This window comes from Croceicoccus gelatinilyticus, assembly GCF_018398395.1.
GTDB classification, from domain to species: Bacteria; Pseudomonadota; Alphaproteobacteria; order Sphingomonadales; family Sphingomonadaceae; genus Croceicoccus; species Croceicoccus gelatinilyticus.
Genome location: NZ_JAHCBF010000003.1, coordinates 18,708 through 44,688 on the forward strand (window position 1 = coordinate 18,708; position 25,981 = coordinate 44,688).

Annotated in this window: 27 protein-coding genes and 2 tRNA genes; 23 read left to right on the plus strand and 6 right to left on the minus strand. The window is 60.8% G+C overall.

What is annotated here, in order from left to right; translation table 11 throughout:
* The first annotated feature begins 148 nt into the window (after nucleotides 1-148).
* The 15 genes from KIH45_RS07495 to KIH45_RS07560 all read left to right on the plus strand — a co-directional run bounded on the left by KIH45_RS07495 (nucleotide 149) and on the right by KIH45_RS07560 (nucleotide 13,299).
* Nucleotides 149-382, plus strand: coding sequence for a hypothetical protein (locus tag KIH45_RS07495; RefSeq protein ID WP_213175406.1), 234 nt, complete (start codon nucleotides 149-151; stop codon nucleotides 380-382).
* On the plus strand, nucleotides 382-2,304 hold the full coding sequence (locus KIH45_RS07500; RefSeq protein ID WP_213175407.1) for a hypothetical protein: 1,923 nt from the start codon (nucleotides 382-384) through the stop codon (nucleotides 2,302-2,304). The genes KIH45_RS07495 and KIH45_RS07500 overlap by 1 nt, the downstream gene beginning before the upstream one ends.
* Nucleotides 2,301-3,077, plus strand: a complete 777-nt coding sequence (locus KIH45_RS07505; RefSeq protein ID WP_213175408.1) for a hypothetical protein — start codon at nucleotides 2,301-2,303, stop codon at nucleotides 3,075-3,077. The genes KIH45_RS07500 and KIH45_RS07505 overlap by 4 nt, the downstream gene beginning before the upstream one ends.
* Nucleotides 3,074-3,847 (plus strand): hypothetical protein, encoded by a 774-nt coding sequence (locus KIH45_RS07510; RefSeq protein WP_213175409.1) that lies wholly within the window; start codon nucleotides 3,074-3,076, stop codon nucleotides 3,845-3,847. The genes KIH45_RS07505 and KIH45_RS07510 overlap by 4 nt, the downstream gene beginning before the upstream one ends.
* Nucleotides 3,848-4,343: 496 nt before the next feature.
* Entirely contained in the window at nucleotides 4,344-4,529 is a 186-nt protein-coding gene (locus tag KIH45_RS07515) for a hypothetical protein (RefSeq protein WP_213175410.1), read from the plus strand.
* A complete protein-coding gene (locus KIH45_RS07520) occupies nucleotides 4,526-4,909 on the plus strand; it encodes a DUF3768 domain-containing protein (RefSeq protein WP_213175411.1) in 384 nt (127 codons plus the stop codon). The genes KIH45_RS07515 and KIH45_RS07520 overlap by 4 nt, the downstream gene beginning before the upstream one ends.
* A 115-nt stretch (nucleotides 4,910-5,024) precedes the next feature.
* Entirely contained in the window at nucleotides 5,025-6,278 is a 1,254-nt protein-coding gene (dcm, locus tag KIH45_RS07525; protein ID WP_337925419.1) for a DNA (cytosine-5-)-methyltransferase, read from the plus strand.
* Nucleotides 6,271-6,750: a very short patch repair endonuclease gene (locus KIH45_RS07530; RefSeq protein WP_213175413.1), complete on the plus strand. Its 480-nt coding sequence runs from the start codon at nucleotides 6,271-6,273 to the stop codon at nucleotides 6,748-6,750. The genes dcm and KIH45_RS07530 overlap by 8 nt, the downstream gene beginning before the upstream one ends.
* Nucleotides 6,743-8,095, plus strand: coding sequence for a type II restriction endonuclease (locus KIH45_RS07535; RefSeq protein ID WP_213175414.1), 1,353 nt, complete (start codon nucleotides 6,743-6,745; stop codon nucleotides 8,093-8,095). Before KIH45_RS07530 ends, KIH45_RS07535 begins: the two co-directional genes overlap by 8 nt.
* A gap of 178 nt (nucleotides 8,096-8,273) precedes the next feature.
* Nucleotides 8,274-8,498, plus strand: a complete 225-nt coding sequence (locus KIH45_RS07540; protein WP_173215381.1) for a hypothetical protein — start codon at nucleotides 8,274-8,276, stop codon at nucleotides 8,496-8,498.
* A gap of 174 nt (nucleotides 8,499-8,672) precedes the next feature.
* Nucleotides 8,673-9,371, plus strand: a complete 699-nt coding sequence (locus KIH45_RS07545) for an adenylate/guanylate cyclase domain-containing protein (RefSeq protein WP_213175415.1) — start codon at nucleotides 8,673-8,675, stop codon at nucleotides 9,369-9,371.
* Nucleotides 9,368-10,291, plus strand: a complete 924-nt coding sequence (locus KIH45_RS07550) for a TIR domain-containing protein (RefSeq protein ID WP_213175416.1) — start codon at nucleotides 9,368-9,370, stop codon at nucleotides 10,289-10,291. Before KIH45_RS07545 ends, KIH45_RS07550 begins: the two co-directional genes overlap by 4 nt.
* Nucleotides 10,292-10,481: 190 nt before the next feature.
* A complete protein-coding gene (locus tag KIH45_RS07555) occupies nucleotides 10,482-12,029 on the plus strand; it encodes a nucleotidyl cyclase domain-containing protein (RefSeq protein ID WP_213175417.1) in 1,548 nt (515 codons plus the stop codon).
* Complete coding sequence (locus KIH45_RS19510; RefSeq protein WP_420481927.1) at nucleotides 12,026-12,796, plus strand: E2 domain-containing protein; 771 nt, start codon at nucleotides 12,026-12,028, stop codon at nucleotides 12,794-12,796. The genes KIH45_RS07555 and KIH45_RS19510 overlap by 4 nt, the downstream gene beginning before the upstream one ends.
* Nucleotides 12,796-13,299, plus strand: coding sequence for a Pycsar system effector family protein (locus tag KIH45_RS07560; RefSeq protein ID WP_213175418.1), 504 nt, complete (start codon nucleotides 12,796-12,798; stop codon nucleotides 13,297-13,299). The genes KIH45_RS19510 and KIH45_RS07560 overlap by 1 nt, the downstream gene beginning before the upstream one ends.
* 202 nt (nucleotides 13,300-13,501) lie before the next feature.
* On the opposite strand, the gene KIH45_RS07565 is transcribed toward KIH45_RS07560, so the two are convergent.
* The 4 genes from KIH45_RS07565 to KIH45_RS07580 all read right to left on the minus strand — a co-directional run bounded on the left by KIH45_RS07565 (nucleotide 13,502) and on the right by KIH45_RS07580 (nucleotide 16,396).
* Nucleotides 13,502-14,710 carry a tyrosine-type recombinase/integrase gene (locus KIH45_RS07565; RefSeq protein ID WP_213175419.1) on the minus strand — a complete coding sequence of 403 codons (1,209 nt, stop codon included), beginning with the start codon at nucleotides 14,708-14,710 and terminating at the stop codon, nucleotides 13,502-13,504.
* A gap of 177 nt (nucleotides 14,711-14,887) precedes the next feature.
* A tRNA-Leu gene (locus tag KIH45_RS07570) sits at nucleotides 14,888-14,974 on the minus strand.
* A 200-nt stretch (nucleotides 14,975-15,174) separates the two neighbouring features.
* A tRNA-Leu gene (locus KIH45_RS07575) sits at nucleotides 15,175-15,261 on the minus strand.
* A 130-nt stretch (nucleotides 15,262-15,391) separates the two neighbouring features.
* Nucleotides 15,392-16,396 carry a zinc-ribbon domain-containing protein gene (locus KIH45_RS07580; protein WP_213175713.1) on the minus strand — a complete coding sequence of 335 codons (1,005 nt, stop codon included), beginning with the start codon at nucleotides 16,394-16,396 and terminating at the stop codon, nucleotides 15,392-15,394.
* Nucleotides 16,397-16,568: 172 nt separating this feature from the next.
* Between KIH45_RS07580 and ftsE the strand changes: the two genes are divergently transcribed.
* The 4 genes from ftsE to KIH45_RS07600 are packed head-to-tail and all read left to right on the plus strand — an operon-like array spanning nucleotide 16,569 to nucleotide 19,574.
* Entirely contained in the window at nucleotides 16,569-17,333 is a 765-nt protein-coding gene (gene ftsE, locus KIH45_RS07585; protein WP_213175420.1) for a cell division ATP-binding protein FtsE, read from the plus strand.
* Nucleotides 17,330-18,301 (plus strand): cell division protein FtsX, encoded by a 972-nt coding sequence (locus tag KIH45_RS07590; RefSeq protein ID WP_213175421.1) that lies wholly within the window; start codon nucleotides 17,330-17,332, stop codon nucleotides 18,299-18,301. Before ftsE ends, KIH45_RS07590 begins: the two co-directional genes overlap by 4 nt.
* A gap of 45 nt (nucleotides 18,302-18,346) precedes the next feature.
* Complete coding sequence (locus KIH45_RS07595) at nucleotides 18,347-18,877, plus strand: YdcF family protein (protein ID WP_213175422.1); 531 nt, start codon at nucleotides 18,347-18,349, stop codon at nucleotides 18,875-18,877.
* Between the two features lie 10 nt (nucleotides 18,878-18,887).
* Nucleotides 18,888-19,574 (plus strand): lysophospholipid acyltransferase family protein, encoded by a 687-nt coding sequence (locus KIH45_RS07600; protein WP_213175423.1) that lies wholly within the window; start codon nucleotides 18,888-18,890, stop codon nucleotides 19,572-19,574.
* Here the strand turns inward: KIH45_RS07600 and KIH45_RS07605 are convergent, their stop codons facing one another.
* Both KIH45_RS07605 and hisC read right to left on the minus strand, forming a co-directional pair.
* On the minus strand, nucleotides 19,575-20,537 hold the full coding sequence (locus tag KIH45_RS07605) for a prephenate/arogenate dehydrogenase family protein (protein ID WP_213175424.1): 963 nt from the start codon (nucleotides 20,535-20,537) through the stop codon (nucleotides 19,575-19,577).
* Nucleotides 20,534-21,643: a histidinol-phosphate transaminase gene (gene hisC, locus KIH45_RS07610; protein ID WP_213175425.1), complete on the minus strand. Its 1,110-nt coding sequence runs from the start codon at nucleotides 21,641-21,643 to the stop codon at nucleotides 20,534-20,536. Before hisC ends, KIH45_RS07605 begins: the two co-directional genes overlap by 4 nt.
* Nucleotides 21,644-21,765: 122 nt before the next feature.
* Here hisC and metX point away from each other — a divergent pair, with 122 nt between their 5' ends.
* The 4 genes from metX (at nucleotide 21,766) to KIH45_RS07630 (ending at nucleotide 25,968) form a co-directional block, all read left to right on the plus strand.
* Nucleotides 21,766-22,893: a homoserine O-acetyltransferase MetX gene (gene metX / locus KIH45_RS07615; protein ID WP_213175426.1), complete on the plus strand. Its 1,128-nt coding sequence runs from the start codon at nucleotides 21,766-21,768 to the stop codon at nucleotides 22,891-22,893.
* Nucleotides 22,890-23,495, plus strand: a complete 606-nt coding sequence (gene metW, locus KIH45_RS07620; protein WP_213175427.1) for a methionine biosynthesis protein MetW — start codon at nucleotides 22,890-22,892, stop codon at nucleotides 23,493-23,495. Before metX ends, metW begins: the two co-directional genes overlap by 4 nt.
* Before the next feature lie 73 nt (nucleotides 23,496-23,568).
* Entirely contained in the window at nucleotides 23,569-25,080 is a 1,512-nt protein-coding gene (locus tag KIH45_RS07625; protein ID WP_213175428.1) for a replicative DNA helicase, read from the plus strand.
* Nucleotides 25,081-25,152: 72 nt separating this feature from the next.
* Complete coding sequence (locus KIH45_RS07630; RefSeq protein WP_213175429.1) at nucleotides 25,153-25,968, plus strand: alpha/beta fold hydrolase; 816 nt, start codon at nucleotides 25,153-25,155, stop codon at nucleotides 25,966-25,968.
* Nucleotides 25,969-25,981 lie beyond the last annotated feature (13 nt).

A 25,981-nucleotide genomic window follows, 5' to 3' on the forward strand; every position in this document is an offset into this window, starting at 1 on the left:
CCCACAAGACCACCACACATGTCGAAATTATGTCTGGCATAACTTCCCCATAATTCCTCGTTTCTCACTACATTTAGAAAATGTATTGCGTATCAAGAATTCATTGTGCATATATCTCCCGCGAATCGAGATTGTCAGGGGACTATGGGTGAGCAGGAAACGCGAAAAGTTCGTCGAGCTGGCGGAAAAGAGAGTGAACAACGCGATCAAGCAAATCCAGCTGATCGGAAATCTGTCGAACACCGGTAACTACGAGTTCAATGAGTCGGACTATCAGAAGATATTCCGTGCAATTGATTCGGAAGTGCGTGAAATGAAACGCAAGTTTACTGAGGCTGGCACTGGCTCGAAGGGCAAGTTTTCTCTGGGGGGAAGCAACTGATGTGGCATTTTCGAGAAGCCGCCTACGAGGACACCATTGCGGAATCCAAGCTCAACGAGTTTTTCTCAGGCGAGCCCAGCGAAGCGATTGTCCGGGAATCTTTTCAGAACTCTCTGGATGCAATCGACAATCACTCTGCTCCGGTTCGGATTGTTCTGACACTGGGCAGCGCTGCGGCTGCCGGTTTCCCGGAGGCATACGAGACTCTCGGCGAGCACTGGCAAGCGGCGAGGCACGAATCAGGCGCCCCAACTTCTACCCGCTATCTCCTGATCGAGGACTTCAACACCAAGGGCCTCCTTGGCCCGATCGACAAGGAGGAGAAGCCTCACGACAGCCTATACAGTTTCTGGTGGGAAGAAGGCCGGTCCAAAAAGCGTACGGGCAGCGGGGGAAGCCATGGCGTCGGGAAGAGCACGCTCTCCGGCGCGTCCAATTCCAACGCTTTTCTTGCGCTGACACGGCGGTCTGACGGTGACGAGCTACTTATCGGCTATTCCATCCTCCCTCCGCATGAACTCGGTCCAAAGGAGTACCTGGGCTACGCAAGATTCGGCAAGCGCGTTGACCGGCCAAGCGACGGAGCGAAGGTGATCTATCCCTACACCCGTGCAGAAGACGGTGAGGTCATTGGACGCTTTCGCAAGCATGCGGCTCCGAAAAGAACCGATGAGAACGGCCTGTCGGTCTTCATTCCCGATGTACGCGATGAGATCAATGAAGATTCATTGCTCCAGGCGGTGGTCGAGAACTTCTTTTTCCCGATCATCAAGCAGAGCCTCGTTGTCGAAATTTGCAATGCGGCAACGGGTCAGTCAGTCGTCATCGAGAAGTCGAATATCCTGTCGCTTGTCGAAGGTGGTGAATACTCCGAGGAGTTTCGCTCTACGATCGAAGTCTCGCTCGAAGCCACCAGGCTCGCGAGCAAGAACGAGTTCTTTTTCCTGCGCAGCGACTTTGGCCTCAGCAGCGAAAACACGCTTTCGGCCGAGGCGTTCAGCGACGCGAATGTGAAGAAGATGCAGGAAGCCTTCGAGAACGGCGACGTCGTATCAGCGCGTATCGAGATTCCGCTGACTCTCTCGGATGGCAAGACAGTAAGCGGCTATGCCGACCTTTTTGCGAGGGGCGGGGAAAAGGGAGGCTCCAAGACCTACAAGGCCTTCCGGGGCAACATCCTTATCGAGAAAGAGAAGTGCCGTGCAGCGCAGCCATTTTCGGTTCTGATCCTCGATATCTTCAATGATGACGAGGGCAACGAACTTTCGGAATACATGAAGTATGCCGAGGACCCGGGACATACCGAATGGAAGAACTCGGCGCAGCGCCGTAGTCAAGGGCGCTACCCGGGTTCGGAAACCTGGCAACGCCACCTCGTCCAGAAACTCGGAAGTGCTTTCATTGCCATCCTGACGGGAACAGACGATCAGGAACAGATCGACGGCTTCGCCGACGATATCTTCTTTGTCGAGAAGGAAGTTGGACCCGATGAACCCGGGGTGCCCGGCGGCAACCACGGCCAGAGACCCGGCACGACCGCTCCTGTTCCTCCTGACATTCCAGCACCGTCCCCACAGCTGTTCCGCATCCAGAGGCTGGCAAACGGTCGCGCCGCCATTGCAGGCACCGAACACCTCAAGGAAGCGATCGAGAAATCCGGGCCGGTTCGCGGGAGGGTCTGGGCCGCAAATATCATCTTCGGAAAGAGCAAGTCCAACTGGCGCAAGCACCATCACGCGTCGGATTTCGATTTTGCCGAGGATGGCGTCGTCGAAAGCAAGGGCGCAAGCATCACTGTCAGGTCACCCAACAGCCTCGATTTCATCGCCGAGAGCGAAGAGTTCGAAATCGGGTTCAATGGATTTGACCCCAACCGCGACGTTCACATCGACGTCCGCAAGGTCGCGGAGGCTACGCAATGACCGCTGCCAGTCTGAACTTCACGAAACGCCGCAAGATTAAGTCGGCCTTTGTCGATATTCGCGTCATCGAGCGTTCGGAAGCCTATATCCGCGTGCGAGTCAGCGTGGATGCCAAGGTCCTGAAGACCGACGCAGACTATCGTCTGGTCCTCGATGGCTTTGATCGTGGTCGCCACCAGAGGAACACGATCACGAACCCCGCTGGAGACGATCTCGACTTCACCGGTTTTCCTGTCGATGCCTCACTCAGGTTCAAGGTCCGGCAGGTCGCTATTGGCTCTGACGAAGGTCGCGTGCTCGCCGCGACCGCCGACATTCGCCCCGTGGAGATTGAGGGCAAGGTTCAACGGGAACCTTTTATCATCCCTGAACCAGATGATCTCGGCTCGCTTCCCTGGTGCATCCAGTGGGAGGGCGACGTCGCCGATCCCCGTCTCGTTATCAACCGGAAGCTGGATGATATTTTCGGTTCATGGCAAGATCCTGTTCTTCAGGCACTCTATCTCCCTGCGATGCTGCGCGAGCTCCTGACCGGACTCATTTGCCGCGTCGAAAGCGAAGATGAACTGGACGAGGGGACAATTGGGGGACGGATCATCGCGTTCTGCAAGGAGCGTTTCGATGCCGAACTTCCATCCGGCACGTTCAGCGGCCCGGACGGCAACCGGGACGAATGGCTCAAATGGGCCGAGGAATGCGTTGTCGAGTTTGCTGAAACCAAATGGCGCAAGGACAAGACCCTGTTCGATCTGATGCTGGAGGAAGGGAAATGAGCGAGTTCGCTTGCACGCAGGTGATGCGTTTCACGGAGCAGGGGCTCGCTACGGTTCGTCTCGCAATCGAAGGCCTCCGCGATCAGGGCTCCACCAAGAAGGGCAGCCAAGGGACACCGATCTCTTCCGAGGAACTGGATACGCTTTCCCAGCTGGCGCTCAGGCAGGACCTTGTCGAACCTTACGACGAAAAGGCCGAAATCGACACGAGCAAGCAGTTCGAAAGCCGCTATGACATGGGCCGCTATCTTGCTGGCCTAATTACCCATTCTCAGGCCGAGCGTGATGCCGGGCTTTGGACCTGGATCAGTATGGTCTATCTCAGCCAACTACTTGCGAGGCGAAAGGACGGAATGTCCCTTCTCGGTAGTGAATACCGTTATATCCCCGACGACAACCGGTTGAGGTATTATCGCCATCTGGCAAAGATGGCGTGGTCTATTTTCAGACAGTACGGCGAAAAATCGAAGCTGTTTTTGTCAGTGTCATGCAGCACCCATTCGGATTTTGTCGAGCAATCGCAAAAGGATGAAGTTCGCTCAAATCCTCACCTTATCGAGCTATGTCTCGACCTGTTTTACGATGAGAAAGCGGCAAAATTAAAGAAGGGAGTGGCCAGCTCTGTGGCCACGCCGGGAAGCTTCCGGCGTCTTGTTTCAGTTATTTCGCCGCAGCTATACATGAACTTCGACCTCTACGAGATGCCCTCTCAAAGAATTCAGGATATTCTGCCGCGAGAATTCGAGAAGTGGTTCGAAAAGGCGGCGTGAGCAGATATTGGCAAGCTACCCTGCCGGGCAACCTGCTCTATCCGCTAGCGCGGACCAGGCCTGTAGTCCCGTCCCATTCGGGTGACGATCAGGAGCAGTTTGAAGCGGAGCGGGAATTCCTGGTGGACGCGCTCTGTCCCGCGCATTCTGCGCTCCTGAGGGCGCGGCATTCCTGAGCTAACCCGCAGGCACTCTTGCCTCTCTCATTGCCGGAGGCCCGCTGGCGCACTGATCGCGCGCGCAGGACCTCCGTCGGCTTCGCGCCGTTGCAAGGGTGCCGATGTTTGTTGGATCGTAGGGCGATCCCTGGCGGGAACACCAAGGGCTTTGCCCTCTCGTTCCCGAAACCGGAAATAGACGCCCCCGTGTGGCAGGCTGTGCCCGCTGGCCCGCGCCAGGGCATCGATTCCGGTTTTCCCTCCCCCTCCCATCCTCGCCGGAAGGCAGGCCGCATGCCGCGTGTCGGATGCGGCTTTCAGCCGAAGGAGGGCAGAAGATGGGTGACCTGATCTTGAACTATCGCGCTTGCGGAGCCGAGTGCCGCGAGGACTGGTTGCGGATGCTGGCCAATGAGAACGGCTTGCCGTTCGGGACGGTGCAGCGTCTGGCCGAGAAACTGGGCGAGCGGGAGGATTTCGGCGAGCTGGTTAACATTTGCGAATGCGGCGGGAGGGTTCAATGAGTGCTGGCACTCTTTCCCGCAGCGAGCGGCTTGCCCGGCTCAATGATAGGGCACGGCAGGCGATGGGCCTTGCCTGCGTTGCCGTGGCGACCGAGGGATTCCGGGCCTTGCCCGAGCAAGATCAGTCGCGGGTGCGCGAACTGGTCGAGACCTTCGACGCCTTCACGCCGGACAATGATCCTTATGGCGAGCGCGATTTCGGGGCGATCTATAAGGATGGCGATGGTCGCTGGACGACCACGCGGCCAGCGCGGCCTGCCGAAACCGTGTTCTGGAAGATCGATGCCTACGACCGCGATTTGCAGTTCGGCAGCGAAGACCCCGCCAACCCTGCCGTTACCCGACGGGTGCTAACTATCATGCTGGCCAGCGAGTACTGACCGGAAGTGTCCTGTGGAAATTTGTTCCACGGGACTCTTGCAGATGTTCTGCAAATGTTTCATCACTGGGTCTGAATTGGACATCTTGTCCTTTCCAGACCCAGTGGAGATGCCCGTGCTTGATCGCCGCACCGAGTTTACCAGACTAAGGGAATGCGCCGGATTGTCGATCGAGGAGGCAGCACAGCTGCTCCACGTGACCGAACGAACGATCAGACGCTACGAGACTCCTGGATCACGCGGAACAGATCCATCGCCGCTGGCGATGGATTTCGTTCGCCGTATGGCACAGGCCGCTGCGCGTGCGAACTTTGTGGAACGCGAAAAGCCAGCTTTCCGTTTCATTGACCTCTTTGCAGGGATCGGAGGTTTGCGGAAGCCGTTCGAGGAGATTGGCGGAAAATGCGTGTTCACCGCCGAGTGGGACCGCTGGTCACGCAAGACCTATGCCGCCAACTATCCTGACAACCCCTTCGATCACGAGTTCGCTGGCGACATCCGGCCCTATGCCGACGAGCCCTGGAAGGTTCCCGAGCATGACGTCTTGCTTGCCGGTTTCCCTTGCCAGCCATTCTCGATTGCGGGGGTGTCGAAGAAGAACGCGCTTGGTCGACCTCACGGTTTCTTGTGCGATACGCAGGGGACGCTTTTCTACGACCTCGCCAAGATCATCGCCCATCATCAGCCCAAAGCATTCCTGCTTGAGAACGTGAAGAATCTCGAGCGGCATGATCGGGGCCGGACTTTCGCCACCATCATGCATGTGCTCACACAGGAGCTCGGCTACAAGGTCCAGTACCGGGTAATCAGTTCCGCGCCCTGGGTTCCCCAGAAGCGCGAGCGCGTGTTCATTGTCGGTTTCCGGGAAGAGACTGATTTCAGCTTCGATGACCTGGCATTGCCCGAGAGCCGGGAGCCCGTGCTGGGCGACATTCTGGAAGAAGATGTAGACGCTAAGTATACGCTGAGCGCGCATCTATGGGGCTACTTGCAGGGGTACAAGGAGAAGCACGCGAAGAAGGGCAATGGCTTCGGCTATTCCGTCTTCGGTCCCGGCGATGTTTCGCGTACGCTCTCGGCGCGCTATCACAAGGACGGGTCCGAATGCCTGGTTCTGCAACCTGGCAACCGGCCCCGCAGGCTGACCCCGCGCGAGTGCGCGCGCCTCATGGGTTTCGATGAACCGCAAGGCAGCGACTTCATTATCCCCGTTTCTGACACGCAAGCCTATCGCCAGTTCGGCAATGCCGTGGTGGTGCCCGTAGTCCGCGCTGTAGCCAGGATCATGGCCCCCCATATTGTGGGCGAGCCCGCTGCGAAGGACGTTGTCAGCGAACAGGTTCGCGAACCGGCCTACGCCCATGGCTGACGTGGTCTCACCGGCTGTCCGCAGCCGGATGATGGCCGGAATCAGGGGCAAGAATACAAAGCCGGAGATTATCGTCCGGCGCGGATTGCATGCACTCGGCTTTCGCTATCGCCTTCACGACCGCAAGCTGCCTGGAAAGCCGGACCTTGTGTTTCCGGCGCGACAGGCAGTGATCTTCGTACACGGCTGTTTCTGGCATGGGCACGACTGCCATCTTTTCAAATGGCCTTCGACACGCGAGGATTTCTGGCGGGCCAAAATCACCCGAAACCGCGCGAATGATCGCAAGCATTCTGCGGCACTGAACAAGGCTGGCTGGCGTCAGGCGACTGTTTGGGAATGCAGCCTCAAGGGCAAGACGCGTTTAGCCGATGGGCAACCCGTGAGACTGCTCGCGGACTGGCTTCGATCGGACCAGGCGTCTATCGAGATCCAAGGACAGAACACGTCCGGACGGAGCGCAGATGCCTGAACAGTTTGACCTTTTCGCGGAAGATGGCAGCAGCCTTCTTGCAGAGCTGCTGCGCACGTCGCGCGAACTCTTCGTCAAGAAGCTGTCCAACAACGACCGCGACTGGGCGCGACTGACCAACAAGCACCAGGGCGGTGTCTACGTCCCGCCAACTCAGCGCGACAGCGGCTTCTTCCCGCCTCTTGTCGCCAAGGAACGGGACGACCCGGAAGCCGATGAAATAAGGGAAGCGTGGTTCCGGACCGATTGGCCACAGTACGGAATCGAAAGGAAGACCCGTCTGGTGCATTACACCAGCAAGGGTCCTGAGACCCACATGACGCGGGTACCCAAGGAGGCATTCGCTGAATTGTCCCCCGCTTCCTGGCTTGTGATGTCCAGGGCAGACGAGCGCGGAGAGCAGCGCTACATTTGCCTGACGGTCGATTCCGCCTCTGACGACGCGACCGTCCTTCTCGACACACTGGGTATCGATGCCGCTTTCACGGTAGGGATCCTCGATCCGGCAGCTGTGGTCGCGCGCGAACGTGACGAGATACTGGACTTCGCAGAAGAAGTGGCGCTGGCATGGCTCGCAGGCGAGATCGCCGGTTTTGCGGACAATAGGGCCACAATGCCTGCGACCGCCGAACTCGCCCTCTTGGCGCGGGCGAACTTTCTTGATCGCTACAAACTACCTTCGCTCAATCCTTTCGAGCTGGAGTTTCCTGGCGACGCGGTCCGGGAGATCAGCCGCAAGATCGAGTGGGACCTCTTCCGAGAATTCCAGCGCCGGGAGCGCGGAGTTGAGCTGGTTCGTATTGTGCTCGGTGATGAGCCGATCAAGCCCGACATGAAAGGCGTCGTGCGGCGTCTGGTCGACGCCACAGGCGCGGTCGACCGCTTGATGCTGTCGGCCAGCCAGCAACGCAAGTCACGCGCCGGATACTCGTTCGAGCACCACATCGAGGCCATGCTTGAAGCGGGCAACATTCCTTTCGCCAAGCAGGTCGTTATGGACGCGAAAAAGCGACCTGATTTTGTGCTTCCATCGCTTGCCCATCTCAAGAAGCCGTACGAAGGTGCGCAGCGCGGGCTTATTCTAAGTGCGAAGACCACCCTTCGCGAGCGCTGGAAACAGGTCCAGCGTGAAATGGGCGGCAGCGATCTCTTTCTCGCCACGGTCGATGAATCGATCGCAGCCAATGCGATCGAGGATATGGCATCGATGGGCATCAACCTTGTCGTGCCGGAAACCCTCAAGAAGTCGAGGGACACCGAATATGTTCGCCATGACAACGTGCTCGACTTCGCCACGTTTTTCCGTGGGGAACTGCAGGTGAATCGTTTGCCTGCCTGGGCCTGATAACTCTTCGTTGCCTTGGCCTCGTATTGAGCACCCTCACTGCCCGCACGCGGCCAGCCTTCAATGCCCGGCCCGCGCCGGTTCGCTCCGCTCACCCGTGTTGGACATGAATCCTGCCCTTGGCCGTACGTCCTTCCTGTTTGGTGCAACGAGCCACCAGACACGAAAGGAAATTATCATGGCACGCAGCAATACCGCACCCGCTCAGGAGACCAATCCGCCGGACTTCCTCGCCTGGCATGTAGCCAACAAGGGCGACAAAGGGTTCTGGACCCGCATCGGAGCCGCATGGTTCCACCGCGACCGCAAAGGGCTTTCGCTTCAATTAGAAGTGGTGCCGATCAATGGCCGGATCGTCCTGCGCACGCCGCTGGACGACGAGAAGAAGGAACCGGGCGCCTAGCGCCCGGCCTTCGGTCAAACGGACAGAATTGGATCACCCCAGACTGTTCGGTTTTGGCAGTCTGAACATGAAATCAAACAACCCATAGTTTGACGTTCCGCGACGAATGGGAAAAAGTTATGCCAATATCCAACTGAACGCCTTCATCGCAACAATTGGGAATTAGGCACGAACGTGAGCGTCGCTGACGACATCAAGAAGAACTCTTCCGAGACCTTCGGGACGAAATGGACCGTGCGCGATGGCCAGGTGGTGCCAAGCGCCAACGATTTAAAGTTGAAGAACGACGCTGTCCGTTTCGAAACCGCCACCGTGCTTTACGCTGACCTCGACCAGTCTACCGATCTGGTTGAGACGAAAAAGTGGGAATTTGCAGGTGAGGTATACAAGACGTTCCTTTACGCTGCCTCGCGTCTGATCCGCCATCACGGCGGGACGATCGTGTCCTACGATGGTGATAGGGTCATGGGGGTGTTCATAGGAGATAGACAGCGAAACGAGGCGGTCTCCTGTGCCCTGAAGATCAACTACGCGGTAAAAAACTACGTCCAAGCAGAGAAAGAAAAGCGTTGGACTGGTGACTTCAAGATCCGCCATGTGATCGGCATCGACACATCGGAGATACGCGCCGCACGCACAGGTGTTCGTGGCGACAACGACCTGGTGTGGATAGGCACCGCTGCAAATCTCGCTGCCAAGCTTACATCGCTTAGCGCAGATCAGCCGACCTGGATCACAAAACGGGTTTACGACTACCTCGATGGTTCGCAGAAGCTTGGGTCCAAAGGCGAGAATATCTGGAAGAGCTGGAAATGGAACCAGCACAACGACGAGGAGATCTATTCCTCGACCTATTGGAGGCAGTTCAGTTGAGCGGAATAATCGATCGTTTTCAGGGCGACGCAGGACGCGGCAATCTCATTGACGCAATGCTGCAGCAACAGATCGTGAGCGGTAATCGCGAACTTGCCGAGGAACTCGCCGATAGAGCCGAGATCATCGAGGTCCCCGAGGGCGAAGCGATCATCTCGCAAGGCGGCAACGACAACGATCTCTTCCTGATTGTAGCTGGCAGCTTTAGGATCGTCGTGAATGGTCGTGATGTGGCTTCACGAGGGCGAGGTGACCATGTCGGTGAGATGGTAGTCGTCGAGCCATCTCAGCGTCGGTCAGCAGACGTCGTAGCCACTGAGACTGGGCTGGTCGCCAAGATCACGCACGCCGACGTCACTGATGTCGCCTCACGCTATCCTGACATCTATCGAGTCATCGCCAGGACACTGGCGCGCCGCCTGCTCGAACGCAACAAGCTGGTTGGACAGCACCGCGAAAAAATCCGGGTCTTCATTATTTGCTCGGTAGAAGCGCTGGCTGTCGGGCGCATCATCGAGAACGCGTTCGAGCATGACGATTTCGTGGTGCGGCTATGGACGAACGATGTTTTCAAGGTCGCCAGCTACGCTTTAGAATCACTGGAGACCGAAGTCGACGATTCCGATTTCGCCATAGCGATCGCGCATAGTGACGACGTCACTCTGTTCCGGGATCAGGAATGGCCTGCGCCTCGGGACAATGTGATCTTCGAGCTCGGGCTTTTCATGGGCCGCCTTGGCCGCAAACGAGCAATTTTGATGGAACCGCGCGAGGAAAAGGTAAAGTTGCCCAGTGATCTTACTGGCGTAACAACTATCCCTTACTCCTTCGAGGCCGGCAAGGATGCCGCGGCACTTATGGCGCCAGCATGCAACACCCTTCGCGACCACATTAAGGAATGGGGGCCGTTCAACGGCTGAGACTTGGTCTGCCTGTTGGTAACCCCCAACATGTGCACTGAAGAGCTGGTTAGGCTGGATAAAATTTAGATGTTCCGCTAACGTTCCAGCCGTCAACAGGTCGCAGCCATTCGGTGATTCGCGATAATCTGGGAGGCTGCATACAATGGCGTGGAATGAGGATCGTGCCCGGAAAAGGATCCGGGATTTCATGGACAGCGTGCCGGAAGGCGACATCAAGGTCGAAGATTTTCGCACCTTCCTCACCGAGGCTCGGGTGCAGAAGGGGATGGCCGCCGACGCCTCCATCCGTGCGGCCCTGGTCGATATCCCACGCAATAGGGCAATCACCACGGACGCCGTTCACGTCTACGCTAATCTCATCGACTTCAACGGTGTATTGACAGAGGCGGGACGCGAAACCGAAGCAAGCCATAAGCGGGCGCTGGAATTTCTCCATGCGCATTACCAAGGCTGTGACGAACTCATCGACGAATTCGAGATGCAGCGCGTGGATTTCCACGGCTCGAGGCTGCACGCCGTGGTTCTTTCCCCCGAAGGCGCAGAGAACGAGGGCGAACGTGTTCGCGTCGCCGTCGCCTTTTCCGCTGCGTTTAGGGAAATGGTTGAGAGGCTCGGCGACAAGCATCCGAACTTCAAGACCGGTGTCTGCATCGGCATCGACAGCGGTCCTGCTGTCGCCATTGATTCGGGTCGGCGTGGCGAGCGTGAGCCGCTCTTTATAGGAAGCCCTGCCAATCACGCTGCCAAACTCGCTGATGGGACTGAAGAAGGCCTGAACCTCAGCCCGAAGGCGGCCTCGGCTATTGGGCAAGCGGCCGAACCGCTCGCCAAGAGCGTTTTCCTCAACGAAGAGATCGAGCGTCGCTATCTTGGCGATGAAATAACGACAGCAGGCGTTCGGCAGAGTGCAAACGACAGGCTCGAAAAAGCATATGCTGCGGTCCTCGAAAGCCTCGACGCGCGCAGCAAGTCAGACAATGGCGAGGCGGTATTCCGATTCCATCACAAGGAACCGCCGCTCAAGGACCTGGTCTACGCGGACCATCCGCCGAGCAACTCAATCCGGATGGAACTGGCATCGATCTTCGCGGACGTGGACAACTTCACGGCTTATATCGACAATGCCATCGCGACGGGCGGGATCGCCGAGGCTGTGGCCAATCTACATGTGATCCGCGCCGAGATGGGCGCGGTCTTGCGCGACGACTTCGCCGGACGAAAGGTGCGCTATATCGGGGACTGCGTCCATGGTCTGCTTGCGGAAGGAAGCAAGACCGAAACCCACGCAATGGATACAATGAAGAAGTCGGTGGACGCTGCAGCAGGGCTTCGCTCCTCCTTCGAACTGTGTCGCGAAATGCTGCCTGGAATTGAAGATCTGGGCCTTGCCATCGGTATCGATTACGGCACAACGCCGATCTGTCGGCTCGGTCTGCGCGGCGATGCTAGTGTTCGCGCAGCCGCCAGCCGGGCGACCTGCGTTTCCGAAGCGGAACAGCGGCGTTGCAACGGGATGGAGACAGCGCTCGGCGAGAATGCATATCGTAATTCGCCCGCAAGCGTTCGCGAAGCCTTCGGCGACGAGCGGATCTTCCAGAATCTAAATGCAGACACTGCTGAGGTAATTCTGGGGACCATGTCTTCGCCCTACATCAACACAGGAGCGGACGCCGAGCCAATGCGCGCGCATGAGCCTGAGGCATCCCCGCCGATGCGGGCTCATGATCGCAGGTGAAATCAGCCATCTTCTACCTGGCTGAAACAGCGCCAGCCTGGTTTTCAGTAGAAAAGTCGAATAGAGAGAACCTCGTTGGTCACGCGCGACTGCCCAAGACGCCGTGGGCAGTCGATGGTCTGCACCTGCATATATTCGGGAGGGAGGTTCCACGGGTGCGGGAGGAAGTGCCCGGCACTGACCTGCCATGCCGATGCCCCGAGCGACACATTCAAGGCGACCAAACGTTCTGCTTGGGTCTGCGCTATCTCAAAGTGCAGACGGCGGAGAAGGCTCGACAGTGGTGGGTGCAGCTCAACCAATTTCTTAGATGCCAAGGGGTCGCTGAACTCACGCGAGTTTGGCCCATAAACCAGGCCCTAGATCATGGAGACGCGGGCGAACATCATGAGCGTGCCATCTCGCTTGCTGCCGAAGCAGGTCTGGAGGAAGAGTATGCTTCGGCGCGCCTCGGTGAGCCGAGTTGGCTGACCGATCCCAAGCTGCACCTTTTCGACAAGAAGGGCCGCCCCATAAACGGTCGTGCGCTGTGTCCCCTAGGCTGCAAAAGACGTGCTAGGGGGCGCCAAGTCACGACTCTCCGAACCGACTGCGATAGATGGCAGTTACTCGTCGCTCTCGCCTACGCTGAGCACCAACGTCGTAAAGCTCTCGACAAGTATTGGAAGGCCGTTTTCGCCAGCGGCGAGAAATGCTGCCGAACGATGCGCCGGTGCCCGCTTGCTGCGTACGAAGACAGGCCTGAAGGCAAAAGAGAGGAGAACTAATGAAGGACCTCGATATCATTCAGCGTCAGCTAGATCGAGTTCTTGGATTCTTTCCGCGTGTGGAAGCGAGGATCAACGCCCTGTTCGGCGTGAACACGCTCATCCTCATAATCGCGGCATTGAACGTTTCTGCTGGCGACCTGCAACTCTGGTATGTCACGATTCCTGGGTCGCTTCTTCTCGTCGGCTTGCTCGTGTCCTACTATCACCTGTTCCGCGCCAATTTTCCCGACGACAATGGAGGGGAAAAGAGCCTTATCTTTTTCAAGGAAATACAAAAACGAACGGAAGCGAACTATATCGCGGAATTCCACGAGTGCAGCGAGGCTACGCTGCGGAACGACCTCCTAGGTCAGATCTGGCGTAACTCCTGCATCGTTTGCGAAAAGTACCGGCGCGTGAAACTGGCAATTATCGCCTGTGCTATGAGCGTTGCCCCCTTTGTCGTATTCTTGGTCATCACAGGTGCGATCCACTCCCGGATTCCAATGTTGGGCGGATGATTGAGGAGCCTTGCTTGATCCTCAGGGATGCCAAGCCGATTTTCTATCTTGGTCGGGGCCATAGAAACCTTTTGCTCAGCATCGGTCGAGCGCGGTGTCGGGCATCACAGCGCAGCGAATTGTCTTGGGGAGCGGTCGCTTTTAGGTGCTCTAGCGGATTACTCGGACAACAAAGTAAGGGCTCAAAGCTCCCCATATCACTTTACGTACAGCGGCTCGCTTCACGTTGTCGAAGCTCATCAAGATAGTCGCTCCACCACTGAGCCATCTTCACCCGCTCATCCCAGTAGTTGCCGCGATTGTAGACGCCCCGAATGGCGTTGCTGTCTCCATGTGCGAGCGCGCGCTCGATTGCATCGGGGTGCCAGAGCCCGCTCTCGTTGAGCAAGGTCGAGGCAGTTGAGCGCAGCCCATGGGCGGTCACTTCGTCCTTGGTGAAGCCCATACGCCGGAATGCCGCGTTGATAGTATTCTCGCTCATGGGACGTTGACGCGTATGGAACGCCGGGAAGATGTAGCCCTTGCTGCCAGTAATCGATTTTAGCTCTCGAAACAGCTCCAACACCTGGCATGATAGCGGCACCACATGGGCCCGCCGCGCCTTCATCTTGCCTTCCGGTATTGTCCAGGTGGCCTTGTCCCAATCGATCTCGTGCCACTCGCCATGGCGAAGCTCACCTGGCCGCACAAAGACATGTGGTGCAATCTTGAGGGCGAATTTGGTCGCGGGATAGCATTCGAAATCATCGATAGCACGGAGCAGCCCGCCCAACTTCTCTGGTTCGAGGATCGCCGCGTAGTGCCGTGCTTTGGGCGTAACCAGTGCGCCTTGGAGGATCGATGTTGGATCGGTTTGGCACTGCCCAAGCGCAGCCCCATATCGAAACACTCGGCTTGCGAAGGATCGGCATTTCTTCGCGGTTTCGAGATTGCCTTTGGCTTCGAGCTTCTTGAGCGCAGCAAGCATCAACTGCGGATCGACGTCGTTGATTGGCATATTGCCGATTGCTGGCTTGAGCAGGTCGAGGAACCAGCGCGCCTTGCGCAGCGTGGCTTCCGCCCTGCCTTCGGGCACCATCTTCTCGTCGATATACTTGTTGGCGATGACCTCGAAGGTGTTCTCAGCGCCGAGCCTGATCCTGGCCTTCTTGCGCTTCCGCTCCAGCATCGGATCAATGCCATCCGAAACCTTGAGCCGCGCCCGGTCGCGAAGCTGGCGCGCTTGCGACAAGCTGACTTCTGGGAACGCGCCGATTGGCAGCTTCTTTTCCTTCCCGCCAAAGCGGTACTTGAAATACCAGAGCTTGGAGCCATTCGGCTTCACCAGAAGCAGCAACCCCCGCGAGTCGTATTTCTTGTAAGACTTGTCGGCAGCCCGGAAGCCTTTGATTTCCTGCACATTGAGGCTCATTTGGGGGCCTCACTTTTGTGCAAGTTGGGGCTTTTTGAGCTGGAGCCCCCAGCCGAGGCCCCCACAGACGTTGGAACAAAGCGGAACAAAACAAGACCTCGCTTTCTGCGCTAGAGGTCAAGAATGGCAGAATTCCGCCATTTCTGCAATGTTTTGGAACGTTCTGATGAGAACAAATGGTGCCCAGAAGAGGACTCGAACCTCCACGCCGTTGCCAGCGCCGCCACCTGAAGACGGTGCGTCTACCAATTCCGCCATCTGGGCACACATGCGCGATGCCATGTTGCATCGTGCGGGTAGGGCAGCGCCGATAGCGAGCGTTGCCTTGTCTTGTCAATAACCGGAAATCGGACAAACGAAAAATCGCCTGTTCGGCCCGGTGTAACCCTTTCACGATCACCACATCAGGCCATCCGCGCGGCGGATGATCACGATGCCCGGCGATGCATGAATCGGGCTACTTCTGGTGCGGTCGAGAAGACTCGAACTTCCACGGACTTTCGTCCACAACGACCTCAACGTTGCGCGTCTACCAATTCCGCCACGACCGCACCTGTAGCAAGCGGCGGACCGATCGGAATCGGATACCGCCGCCGGGTAGGCGCGTGCCATTAGCAACGGTTGAGACCCCGTGCAACAGGCTATGAAAGGAAATTTCGCGAACCTGTAAAAAGGTTCGGATCAGCCGGCCTTCCAGCCGATCTCGACCACGCGGGCAGAGGCGGGAACGTCGGTCACGGCTTCGTTGATCGTCAGCGTTTCGCCGGGCGCAAGCTTACGCTTGGGCGGTTCAAGCTCCCACGAATAGACGACGCGTTCCTGCGCGTCGCGCAACACGACCTGGACGTCGGGCACGTACTGCGTCTGGCGGCCCGTGTTCGTTACCGTGCCGCTGGCGGCAAAGTACTGAAGGCCGTTGTCGAGCTTGCGGCGATCCTGTTCCTCGACCGGGAATTCGAGCTGCAGGTCTTCCGATGCCGGCGCGAATGCAACTTGCCCCACCGGCAGCCACGCTGGCGCGCCGTAGTGCCGGACGGCGAAGAAGGCGGCAGCGGCGACAGCAGCCAGCACCAGCAGGATTACGATGATGAGCCGCAGCTTCGACTTGCGCGGAGCAGGCTCTTCGTACTCGTCCCACTCACCCTCTTCATAGGCCGCGGCGGGCATTTCGGGTGCGGGCGGCGATGGCACATGCTCTACCGCAGCGGGTGTCGGCGTGTCGGCCGGGCCATCGAATTCGGGAACCTCGGGCCAGGCCTCTGCATCGCCAGCGCCTTCGGCATAAGGCTCGGGCGTGCCCGGCATCGGCTGCGGCGGCATATCGGGCTGCTCGAACGTCGGCTCTGGCGCAGGTCCGTGGCTGGCTCCGCCGCCATAATTCGTCCCGCCATCGAAGCTGGGCGCTGGCGGCACGGGCGGCGCGGGAGGCGCATCGTATCCGGGCGACGCTGGCGGCGAAGCGGGCTGTTCGGGCGCATCGTCCCAGCCGCCGGTCGTAGGCGCGGGCGGTACGGGCGGCGTTTCGGGTTGCGCAGGCTCGGGAGCGGCAGGCGCTTCCTCTCCGCCCGGCCCCGCTTCGAACCAGCTATGACGACACTTGGCACAGCGAACCGTGCGCCCCTCCGGTCCGATCGCTCCGTCCGGAAGAGAATAGCGCGTCTGGCAGGCAGGGCAGGCTATTTGCATGGGCAAGACTAAACAACGGCGGCGAATCGGGGGCAATAGGGTTGCGCCCCTGCACCTCGATCAAAGGCTGTTTATCCACATCAATAGGGCTGGAAATAACGCCTTGGCGGGCGCTAGAAGCGGTTCGGCCCCTATTCGCGCCGGTTTTCCCGGCAGGTGATGCGCTGGACTTGTGAGCCTCGACCCTTCTCCCCTTGACCTTGCCGCCCCCGGTTTCGGCAATCCGACCGGCCCGATCGTGCGGTTTGAGAACGTGGGCCTGCGTTATGGCGCGGGGCGCGAGGTGCTGTCCGACATCACGTTCAAGCTGCACCCGGGGCGCTTTTATTTCCTGACCGGCCCGTCGGGCGCGGGCAAGACGACGCTGCTGAAACTGCTTTACCTGGCGCAGAGCCCGTCGCGCGGGGCGATTTCGATGTTCGGCGACGATGCCAGCGTGCTGAGCCGCGAAAAGCGCACCGAACTGCGCCGCCGCATCGGGGTGGTGTTCCAGAATTTCCGGCTGGTCCCGCACCTGACCGTCTTCGACAACGTGGCGCTGCCCTTGCGGCTGGCGGGAACGGCGGAGGAAGAACTGGTCGGCCCCGTCACCGACATGATCGAATGGGTCGGGCTGAGCCGCGCGACGAACCAGCGCCCCTCAACGCTTTCGGGTGGTGAACAGCAGCGCGTAGCCATTGCCCGCGCGGTCATCACGCGGCCCGACCTTCTGGTCGCGGACGAACCGACCGGCAACGTCGATCCGCAGATGGCGCTGCGCCTGCTTCACTTGTTCAAGGCGATGAACAAGATGGGCACCACCGTCGTCCTGGCCACGCACGATACTACCTTGATGCACCGGCAGGGCGATGCGGCAGTTATGCGGCTGGAAAAGGGCCGCCTCGACGATCCGACCGGCGTGCTGCGCAATCCGCCCGACGGAAAGGGTCTGCGATGATCCTGACCCGGCGCGAAAGGGCTTGGATCGCGGTCAAGCGCGGGGCGAGTGCGCTGCGTTCCCGCTGGTTCCCCGAACCGGCCAGCGCCCCGCTGCTGAGCCAGAAGGCGGTCGCTGGCCCCGTGCCTTGGGTGATCGCGATCATGACCGCGCTGACCGTCGTTGCGGCGGCGGGCGGGCTGGCGCTGGGCTCCATCGCGCGCACGGCAGAGGCCGATCTTGCCGGCGGCGTTACCGTGCAGATTGCCGGCCCCGCGCAGGCAGAAGCGCGCAAGCAGGCGAGCGCGGCGATCGATGCCCTGCGCAAAATGCCGGGCGTTACCGATGTGCGCCGTTTGCCTGATGCAGAACGCGAGGCGCTGCTGCGCCCGTGGCTGGGCGATGCGGCGATGGAGGATGGCGAGCCGGGAGAGGACAGCCTTCTGGTCCTGCCCGAACTGATCGAACTGCGCCTTGCCGCCGATGCGCAAGATTCGGGGATCGAGAGCATTCGCGAGGCGCTGGCCGAAACCGCGCCCGATGCGACGGTCAGCGCGGACATGGACTGGCTCGCCCCGTTGGAAGACGCGATCTCAGCGCTGCAGTGGCTGGCGGTTGCACTGGTCGGCCTGCTGGTGACGGCAACGGCGGCCTCGGTCCTGTTGGCCAGCCGCAGCGCATTGGCCGCCAATCACGACACGATCGAGATCATGCACCTGCTGGGCGCGCATGACCGGCAAGTGGCGCAGATGTTCCAGAAGGCGGCGGGATTGAGCGCGGCGGCAGGCGGCGCGGCGGGGTTTGCCGTGGCACAGGCGACGATCATCGCGCTGGGCCGCCGGTTCGCCGATCTTGGTCCGGGCAACACGGCGGCGGGGCTGCACTGGTACGACTGGATCGCGCTTGTCCTCATCCCCGTGGCGGGCGTGGCGCTGGCGGCGTTCACCGCGCGCGTCACCGTGCTCGCAACATTGCGCAGAATGCCGTGAGGGTCGTTGCGGCGCGCGATTGCTGCGCCTAACAAGACGCTACAGATGTTCCGACGGATATTCGCCTTTCTCCTGCTGGCCTGGCTGCTTGGTTTCGCATGGTTCGCCGTGCTGCTGCCGCAGCCTGCCGACGACACGAAGACCGACGGGGTCGTCGTGCTGACCGGCGCGGGTGGCCGGATCGAGCGGGGGATTGAGGCGGTTGGCGAAGGCTGGTCGCGCAAGATGCTGGTATCGGGCGTCGACCGCGAGGTGAAGCCTGAAGAACTGGCGGCCGAATACGACATTCCCGCCGCTCTCATGGAATGCTGCATCACGCTGGGCTACGACGCGGTCGACACGCGCACCAATGCTGCGGAAACGGCGCAGTGGGCGATCGACAACAAGATGAAGACCATCCGCCTCGTCACCAGCGACTGGCACATGCGCCGCGCCGCGTTCGAGCTGGAAACCTCGATCGACCCCGATATCGAAATCCTGCGCGACGCGGTGACGAGCGAGCCTTCCTTCGCGATGCTATTCCTTGAATATCACAAGTTCCTGCTGGGCCACGTCGCCCGCTGGCTGAACCTGTAAGGGCGCGACGATGGCCTGGCTGCGCACGCTCCTTTTCAATGTCTTCTTTTACGTCGGCTCGCTCTTCCTCGTGCTGCTGTGTTTTCCGGCGCTGATCTTTCCGGGCGGGGTCAAGTATCCGCCGCAGTGGTGGTCGACGTGGCACCGCTGGTGCGTCACCGGCATCCTTGGCATCAAGGTCGTGGTCGAAGGCGAGATACCTGCTGGCCAGAAGCTCTATGCCGTGAAGCACGAGAGCTTTTTCGAGGCCATCGACAGCCCGCACCTGTCGGGCGGTGCAATCGTGCCGTTCGGCAAGATCCAGCTTCTTTCGATCCCGCTATGGGGTCAGGCCGCGCGGCATTACGGCGTCATCGGGGTTGACCGCGAAGCCGGGGCCAAGGCGCTGCGTTCGATGGGCAAGCAGGCGGCGGGACTGAAGAAGGAAGGCCGCGACTTCCTGCTCTTCCCCGAAGGCACGCGCGTTGCGCACGGCGAACGCGGCAAGATCCAGAGCGGGCTTTACGGCATCTACAAGCTGCTGGGCCTGCCCATCGTGCCGGTCGCGGTGAACAGCGGACGTCTCTACCAGTGCAGCCCCAAGCGGCGCGGCACGATCACTTACCGGATCGGCGAAACGATCCCGCCGGGCCTTTCGCGCAAAGAGGTCGAGACGCGCGTGTTCGAGGCGATCAACGCGCTCAACCCGCCGGAATAATCAGTCCGAGCCGTCCTCGGGCGTTTCCGCGCCCGGGGCATCGCCATGATCATGACGGCCGAAGTCGGGACGGGCGTCGTCCTGCCCTTCCTCGATGATCGAGCGGCGCACTTCGCGGGTCTTGCTGAAATGATCGAACAGCGCATCCCCGTCGCCCCAGCGGATCGCGCGCTGCAGCGCGGTCAGGTCCTCTGAAAACCGCTGCAGGATTTCGAGCACTGCGTCCTTGTTCGACAGGAACACGTCGCGCCACATCGTCGGATCGGACGCGGCAATGCGGGTGAAGTCGCGGAAACCGCCGGCCGAATACTTGATGACTTCGCTGCGGGTCACTTCCTCGAGGTCGGAGGCGGTGCCGACGATGGTATAGGCGATAAGGTGCGGCACGTGGCTGGTCACCGCGAGCACCAGATCATGGTGATCGGGCGCCATCGTTTCCACCGTCGCACCCATTGCGCGCCAGAAGGCGATCACGTTCTCGACATCAGCGGGGTCGACGCCCTCGCCCGGCGTGACGATGCACCAGCGGTTGTGGAACAGCGAGGCAAAGCCTGCCTCCGGCCCCGAATGCTCGGTCCCTGCCACGGGGTGCGCGGGCACGATGGGCTGGCCGGGAAGCTGGCGCGCGATGGCGTCGGCGACCGACTTCTTGCACGACCCGACGTCGCTGATGACGCAGGTCGGCTTTATCTTGCCCTTCAGCTGCGCGGCGACGCTTTCCATCGCGCGGACAGGGACGCACAGGACGACGAGGTCGGCATCGGCCACCGCATCGTCGATATTGGCGGGGATCGCGTGGGCGAGGTTCCGCTCCGCCGCAACTTCGCGGACGTGTGCGTCGGCGTCCCAGCCGTAAGTGCGCACGTCCGGCATCGCTTCATGCACCGCAAGGCCGACCGAACCGCCGATCAGGCCAAGGCCGATGATCGCGACGTTTGCGAACGGGGCTTCGTTCTCGCTCAAGATGCAGCCTCCGCCTCGCGCGCGATGACGGTGACGATGTCGTCCATCTGCGATGCCGTGCCGATGGTGATGCGCAGCGCATCGGGCAGCCCCTGCCCCGGCAGATGCCGCACGGCATAGCCCGCCTCGCCAATGGCGTTCAATGCGCGCTCTGCCGAAAGCGGGCCTTCGAACAGGACGAGCACGAAGTTTGCCTTGCTGGGCACCGCACGAATGCCCTGATTGCCGAGCAGACGGATCGCGTTTTCGAAACGGGTGCGTTCGGCAAGGTTGTGTTCGCGGCTGGCGCGCACGAAATCCTGATCGCGCACGGCGGCAACTGCGGCAGCCTGTCCCGTCAGCCCGACGTTGAAGGGGCCGCGGATGCGGTTCATGACGTCGATGATCGCGGGCGAACCCGTGCCCCAGCCAATCCGGTCACCGGCAAGGCCGTAAATCTTGGAAAAGGTACGCGTGACAAAGACATTGTCGTGCGCGGCGGCCAAGGCCATGCCGCCATCGTCTTCGTCCGCGCCCAGATATTCGCCATAGGCCTGATCGACGACCAGAAGGACGCCATCGGGCAGCCCCGCATGCAGGCGCGCCAGTTCGGACGCCGGGATGTAGCTGCCGGTCGGGTTGTTGGGGTTGGCGACGAAGACGACGCGCGTCTTGTCGGTCACGCAGCCCAACAGCGCATCGACGTCGGTGCCGTAATCCTTGTCGGGCGCGACCACCGGCATGGCCCCGCAGCGGCGCGCGGCGATGTCATAGACCGCAAAGCCGTAACGGACGTAGATCACTTCATCGCCCGGCCCGGCGTAGCCTTGGGCGGCAAGGTTCAGCAGTTCGTCGCTTCCCGTACCGCAGACGATGCGCGCCGGATCGATGCCGTGCAGTTCGCCCAGCGCCTCGCGCAGTTCGCGGCTGTCGGGATCGGGATAGACCGACGGGCGGCTCGCCTCGCGCCGCGCGGCGATGGCCAGCGTGCTGGAACCCAGCGGATTCTCGTTCGCCGACAGCTTCACCAGCGGGCGGCCATCGGCGCCCGCGGACTTGCCGGGAACATAGGCGTGAATACCCTCGATCCAGGGCTTCGGGCTCGGGGCAGTGCGGCGACCTGTCATGCAACGGCGCTCTAACCCCAGAGCGGCCAATATCAAATGTAACTTTTGCAACCATCCCGATGATCTTCACAGCGCTTACAATCGTTGACTCCGATGCCGCTTGGTCCCAATCCCGGCGCCCCATGGCACCGACGCCCGAAAATACCCCTGCCGGCCCCGTTCTGAAGCTGGCCCAGCCGCTCCCTCTGGATAGCGGGCGCAGCCTGGCGGGCGTCGAAATCGCCTATGAAACATACGGCACCCTGAACGCCGACAAGTCGAATGCGATCATGATCTGCCATGCGCTGACAGGCGATCAGCACGTCGCCTCCCCGCACCCGATCACGGGCAAGCCGGGCTGGTGGATTCGCATGGTCGGCCCCGGCAAGCCGATCGACACCGATCGATTCTTCGTCATCTGCTCGAACGTGATCGGATCGTGCATGGGCTCGTCCGGCCCTGCCAGCATGGCCGAAAGCGGCGCGCCTTATGGCATGAGCTTCCCCGTCATCACGATCCGCGACATGGTCCGCGCGCAAGTCGCGCTGGTCGATGCGCTGGGCATTGGAAGGCTCCACGCCGTTGTCGGCGGCTCGATGGGCGGGATGCAGGCGCTAAGCTGGGCGGCGAATTTCGGTGACCGGATCGATGCCGCGCTGATCATTGCCAGCACCTCTCGCCACTCGGCCCAGAACATCGCGTTTCACGAAGTCGGGCGTCAGGCGATCATGGCCGATCCCAAGTGGAATGGCGGCGATTATTACGGCGAAGGCGGCGAAGACCCGCGCAAGGGAGGCCCCGAATCCGGGCTCGCCGTGGCACGCATGGCTGCGCATATCACCTACCTGTCGGAACAGGGCCTGACCGAAAAGTTCGGGCGGCGTTTGCAGGACCGTGATGCCAAGACTTTCGGCTTCGACGCCGATTTCCAGGTCGAATCGTACCTGCGCTATCAGGGCCTGTCGTTCACCGACCGGTTCGACGCGAACTCGTACCTCTACATCACTCGCGCCATGGACTATTTCGACTTGGCCGAGGAACACGGCGGGAAGCTGGCCGATGCCTTCCGCGGCACGAAGGCGCGCTTCTGCCTCGTCAGCTTCGATACCGACTGGCTCTACCCCACCAGCGAATCGCGCACGATCGCGCACGCGCTGAACGCGGCGGGTCATCCGGTCAGCTTCATGGAACTGTCGGCCCCGTTCGGGCACGATTCCTTCCTGCTCGACAACGACGATCTCGACCGCGTGGTGAAAGGCTTCATCCGATGAGCCCCGTTACGCCCGGCCAGCTACGCCCCGACCTTGCCGTCATCGCGGAACACGTCGAACCCGGCGCACGCGTGCTCGACATCGGGTGCGGCGATGGCGAGCTGATGGCCGCGCTGACCGCCAAGGGATGCGACGCGCGCGGGCTGGAGATCGATCCCACCAACGTCGCCGCCTGCGTCGGGCGTGGGCTTTCGGTGATGCAGGGCGATGCCGATACCGACCTTGCATTCTATCCCGACAGGTCGGTCGACTATGCGGTCCTGTCGCAGACGTTGCAGACGACGCGGCGGCCCGACCTGATCCTTGAAAACCTGCTGCGCATCGCGCCGCGCGGGTTCGTGTCGTTTCCCAACTTCGCCCACTGGCGCGTGCGTGCTTCGCTGATGTTCGGCGGGCAGATGCCGGTGACGAAGCTGATCCCGGTGGCGTGGTACGAAACGCCCAATATCCACCACCTGACGATCGCCGATTTCCGCGCATTGCTGGCCGAACGCGGCATCCGCGCCGAACGCTCGTGGTACTTCACCGGCGGCCAGCCCTCGCGCCAGCGGTTTGCGAATCTCACTGCCGAACACGCGGTCTTCCTCGTCACGCGGGACTGATACCCGCTACCCACAGGGTGTGGAAAAATTCGGCGCTTGATAGGCGGCAAGCGTGGGAGCATTACGCTGCCCCATGGCACTCAACGATCCGATTCCGCTTCACCCTTCGAACGACGACGAAGGTCAGAAACTGCCCGCCAACGTAGAGGCGGAGGCAGCGTTTCTCGGCGCGATCCTGATCGACAACCGGGTGATCGAGGAGCTCAATACGCACCTCTCGCCCGATCACTTCTTCGAGCCGCTGCACAAGCGGATCTACGAGAAGATCCTGACTCTGATCGACCGCAAGGCCGTGGTCACGCCCGTCACGCTGAAGCCGTATTTCGAAACGGACGAGGCGATGAAGGAACTGGGCGGGATCAACTACCTCGCCCGCCTGACCGCCGATTCACAGGGCCTCATCGCCCCGCGCGAACTGGCCGAACAGATCTACGACCTTGCCCTGCTGCGTCAGCTTGTCTCGGTCGGTCGCCAGCTCGTCACCGACGCGATGGATACGTCCGAAGCGGTCGACCCGATGCAGCAGATCGAGCATGCGGAATCCGCGCTCTACAAGGTCGCCGAAGGCACCACGACCGGCACCGAGACGCAAAGCTTTGCGCAGGCCACGCGCACCTCGATCAAGCTGATCGAACAGGCGCTGAATTCGGGCGGCCACGTTGCGGGCGTCACGACCGGCCTGTCTTCGGTCAACCAGAAGCTGGGCGGCCTGAAGAATTCGGACCTTCTGATCCTTGCCGGCCGTCCGGGCATGGGCAAGACCTCGCTTGCCACCAACTTTGCGTTCAACGCGGCCAACCGCCTGCGCCGCGACCTGGCTGACGGCATCAGCGAAGAGGAATCGGTGGGCGCGGCAACGGCGTTCTTCTCCCTCGAAATGAGCGCCGACCAGCTGGCCACGCGTATCCTTGCCGAACAGTCGGGCATTTCTTCGGGCGACTTGCGCACCGGCAAGATCAGCCGCGAGGATTTCCAGGCCCTGTCGCGCGCAAGCCAGGAACTGGCCGAACTGCCGCTCTACATCGACGATACGCCCGCGCTCACCATCGCGGCGCTGCGTGCGCGTGCCCGCCGGTTGAAGCGCCGCCACAACATCGGCTTCATCGTGGTCGACTACCTGCAGCTGCTGCAGGGTTCGGGCCGCGCCACCGACAACCGCGTGAACGAAATCTCCGAGATTTCGCGAGGGCTCAAGACGCTGGCCAAGGAACTCGACCTGCCGGTGCTGGCCCTGTCACAGCTGTCGCGTGCCGTCGAACAGCGCGAAGACAAGAAGCCGATGCTGTCCGACCTTCGCGAATCCGGCTCGATCGAGCAGGACGCCGACATCGTGCTCTTCGTCTATCGCGAGGATTACTACGTGAAGGCGGTCGAACCGAAACTGCCGGACGAGAACGATCCCGCCGACGTCCACGAAAAGTGGGAAGCATGGCGCGCCAAGATGGAGCAGGTGACCGGCATCGCCGAACTGATCGTCGCGAAACAGCGCCACGGCTCCACCGGCCGCGTCCGCATGCGCTTTGAATCGCGCATCACCAAGTTCTCGGATCTCGTCGACGACGATTACGGGTACGATCCGGAATAAGGCATGAAGCCCGCTGTGCACGGCGGCGCTTGCTGACGTTGCCATCGGCGCGGCGCCTTGTATTTTTGCCTGATGCATCAATGGCATCTGGAAGAGCGCGTCGTCACTTCGGCAGGTGAAGTCGCAGCCGGCAGCGCGGGTGACGGCCCGCCACTCGTCCTGGCACATGGCTGGCCGTGGTCGTCGTTTTCGTGGCACCGCGTCATTCCCGCGCTGGCCGAACGGTTCCGCCTCTTCTGGTTCGACATGCCGGGCTATGGCCGTTCCAACAAGGAATTCGCCCGCAATTCGCTCGACGTGCAAGGCGCTGTCTTTGCCGAGATGCTGGATCACTGGGGCCTGTCGAAACCGGCCGTCCTGGCCCATGACTTCGGCGGCGCGACGACACTGCGCGCGCACCTGTTGCACGGCTGCGAATACGAGGTGCTGACCTTGATGAACGTGGTCGCGGTCAGCCCGTGGGGCTCGGACTTCTTCGACCACGTGGGCCGCCACGTCGCCGCGTTCGAAGGCTTGCCGCCCCACATCCACCGCGCCGTGGTCGAAGCCTATATCGCCGGCGCCTTCGCCAAACCGCTGCGCGACGACGATGCGACCGAGCTGGCGCAGCCGTGGCTATCGGAAGCGGGCAAGATCAGTTTCTATCGCCAGTTCGCGCAGGCCGACGAACGCTATACCGACGAGATCGAGGGGCAATACGGCACCATCCGCTGCCCGGTCCGCATCCTGTGGGGCGATGCCGATCCGTGGATACCGGTCGCCCGCGGTCGAAGCCTGCATGACCTGATACCCGGCTCAAGCTTTGACCTGCTATCGGGCGCAGGGCACATGCCGCAGCTGGAAGCGCCGGAACTCGTTCTCGAAAAGCTCGCCACGCTCGATCGCTGATTGTCGGGCGGCG

What these genes read in the sequence shown, in the direction of transcription:
- KIH45_RS07500 (WP_213175407.1), top strand. Translation starts at nt 382, where the DNA reads ATGTGGCATTTTCGAGAAGCCGCCTACGAGGACACCATTGCGGAATCC.
- KIH45_RS07505 (WP_213175408.1), top strand. Translation starts at nt 2,301, where the DNA reads ATGACCGCTGCCAGTCTGAACTTCACGAAACGCCGCAAGATTAAGTCG.
- KIH45_RS07510 (WP_213175409.1), top strand. Translation starts at nt 3,074, where the DNA reads ATGAGCGAGTTCGCTTGCACGCAGGTGATGCGTTTCACGGAGCAGGGG.
- KIH45_RS07515 (WP_213175410.1), top strand. Translation starts at nt 4,344, where the DNA reads ATGGGTGACCTGATCTTGAACTATCGCGCTTGCGGAGCCGAGTGCCGC.
- KIH45_RS07520 (WP_213175411.1), top strand. Translation starts at nt 4,526, where the DNA reads ATGAGTGCTGGCACTCTTTCCCGCAGCGAGCGGCTTGCCCGGCTCAAT.
- KIH45_RS07530 (WP_213175413.1), top strand. Translation starts at nt 6,271, where the DNA reads ATGGCTGACGTGGTCTCACCGGCTGTCCGCAGCCGGATGATGGCCGGA.
- KIH45_RS07535 (WP_213175414.1), top strand. Translation starts at nt 6,743, where the DNA reads ATGCCTGAACAGTTTGACCTTTTCGCGGAAGATGGCAGCAGCCTTCTT.
- KIH45_RS07540 (WP_173215381.1), top strand. Translation starts at nt 8,274, where the DNA reads ATGGCACGCAGCAATACCGCACCCGCTCAGGAGACCAATCCGCCGGAC.
- KIH45_RS07555 (WP_213175417.1), top strand. Translation starts at nt 10,482, where the DNA reads ATGGACAGCGTGCCGGAAGGCGACATCAAGGTCGAAGATTTTCGCACC.
- KIH45_RS07560 (WP_213175418.1), top strand. Translation starts at nt 12,796, where the DNA reads ATGAAGGACCTCGATATCATTCAGCGTCAGCTAGATCGAGTTCTTGGA.
- KIH45_RS07565 (WP_213175419.1), bottom strand. Translation starts at nt 14,710, where the DNA reads ATGAGCCTCAATGTGCAGGAAATCAAAGGCTTCCGGGCTGCCGACAAG.
- KIH45_RS07580 (WP_213175713.1), bottom strand. Translation starts at nt 16,396, where the DNA reads ATGCAAATAGCCTGCCCTGCCTGCCAGACGCGCTATTCTCTTCCGGAC.
- KIH45_RS07590 (WP_213175421.1), top strand. Translation starts at nt 17,330, where the DNA reads ATGATCCTGACCCGGCGCGAAAGGGCTTGGATCGCGGTCAAGCGCGGG.
- KIH45_RS07595 (WP_213175422.1), top strand. Translation starts at nt 18,347, where the DNA reads ATGTTCCGACGGATATTCGCCTTTCTCCTGCTGGCCTGGCTGCTTGGT.
- KIH45_RS07600 (WP_213175423.1), top strand. Translation starts at nt 18,888, where the DNA reads ATGGCCTGGCTGCGCACGCTCCTTTTCAATGTCTTCTTTTACGTCGGC.
- hisC (WP_213175425.1), bottom strand. Translation starts at nt 21,643, where the DNA reads ATGACAGGTCGCCGCACTGCCCCGAGCCCGAAGCCCTGGATCGAGGGT.
- metX (WP_213175426.1), top strand. Translation starts at nt 21,766, where the DNA reads ATGGCACCGACGCCCGAAAATACCCCTGCCGGCCCCGTTCTGAAGCTG.
- metW (WP_213175427.1), top strand. Translation starts at nt 22,890, where the DNA reads ATGAGCCCCGTTACGCCCGGCCAGCTACGCCCCGACCTTGCCGTCATC.
- KIH45_RS07625 (WP_213175428.1), top strand. Translation starts at nt 23,569, where the DNA reads ATGGCACTCAACGATCCGATTCCGCTTCACCCTTCGAACGACGACGAA.
- KIH45_RS07630 (WP_213175429.1), top strand. Translation starts at nt 25,153, where the DNA reads ATGCATCAATGGCATCTGGAAGAGCGCGTCGTCACTTCGGCAGGTGAA.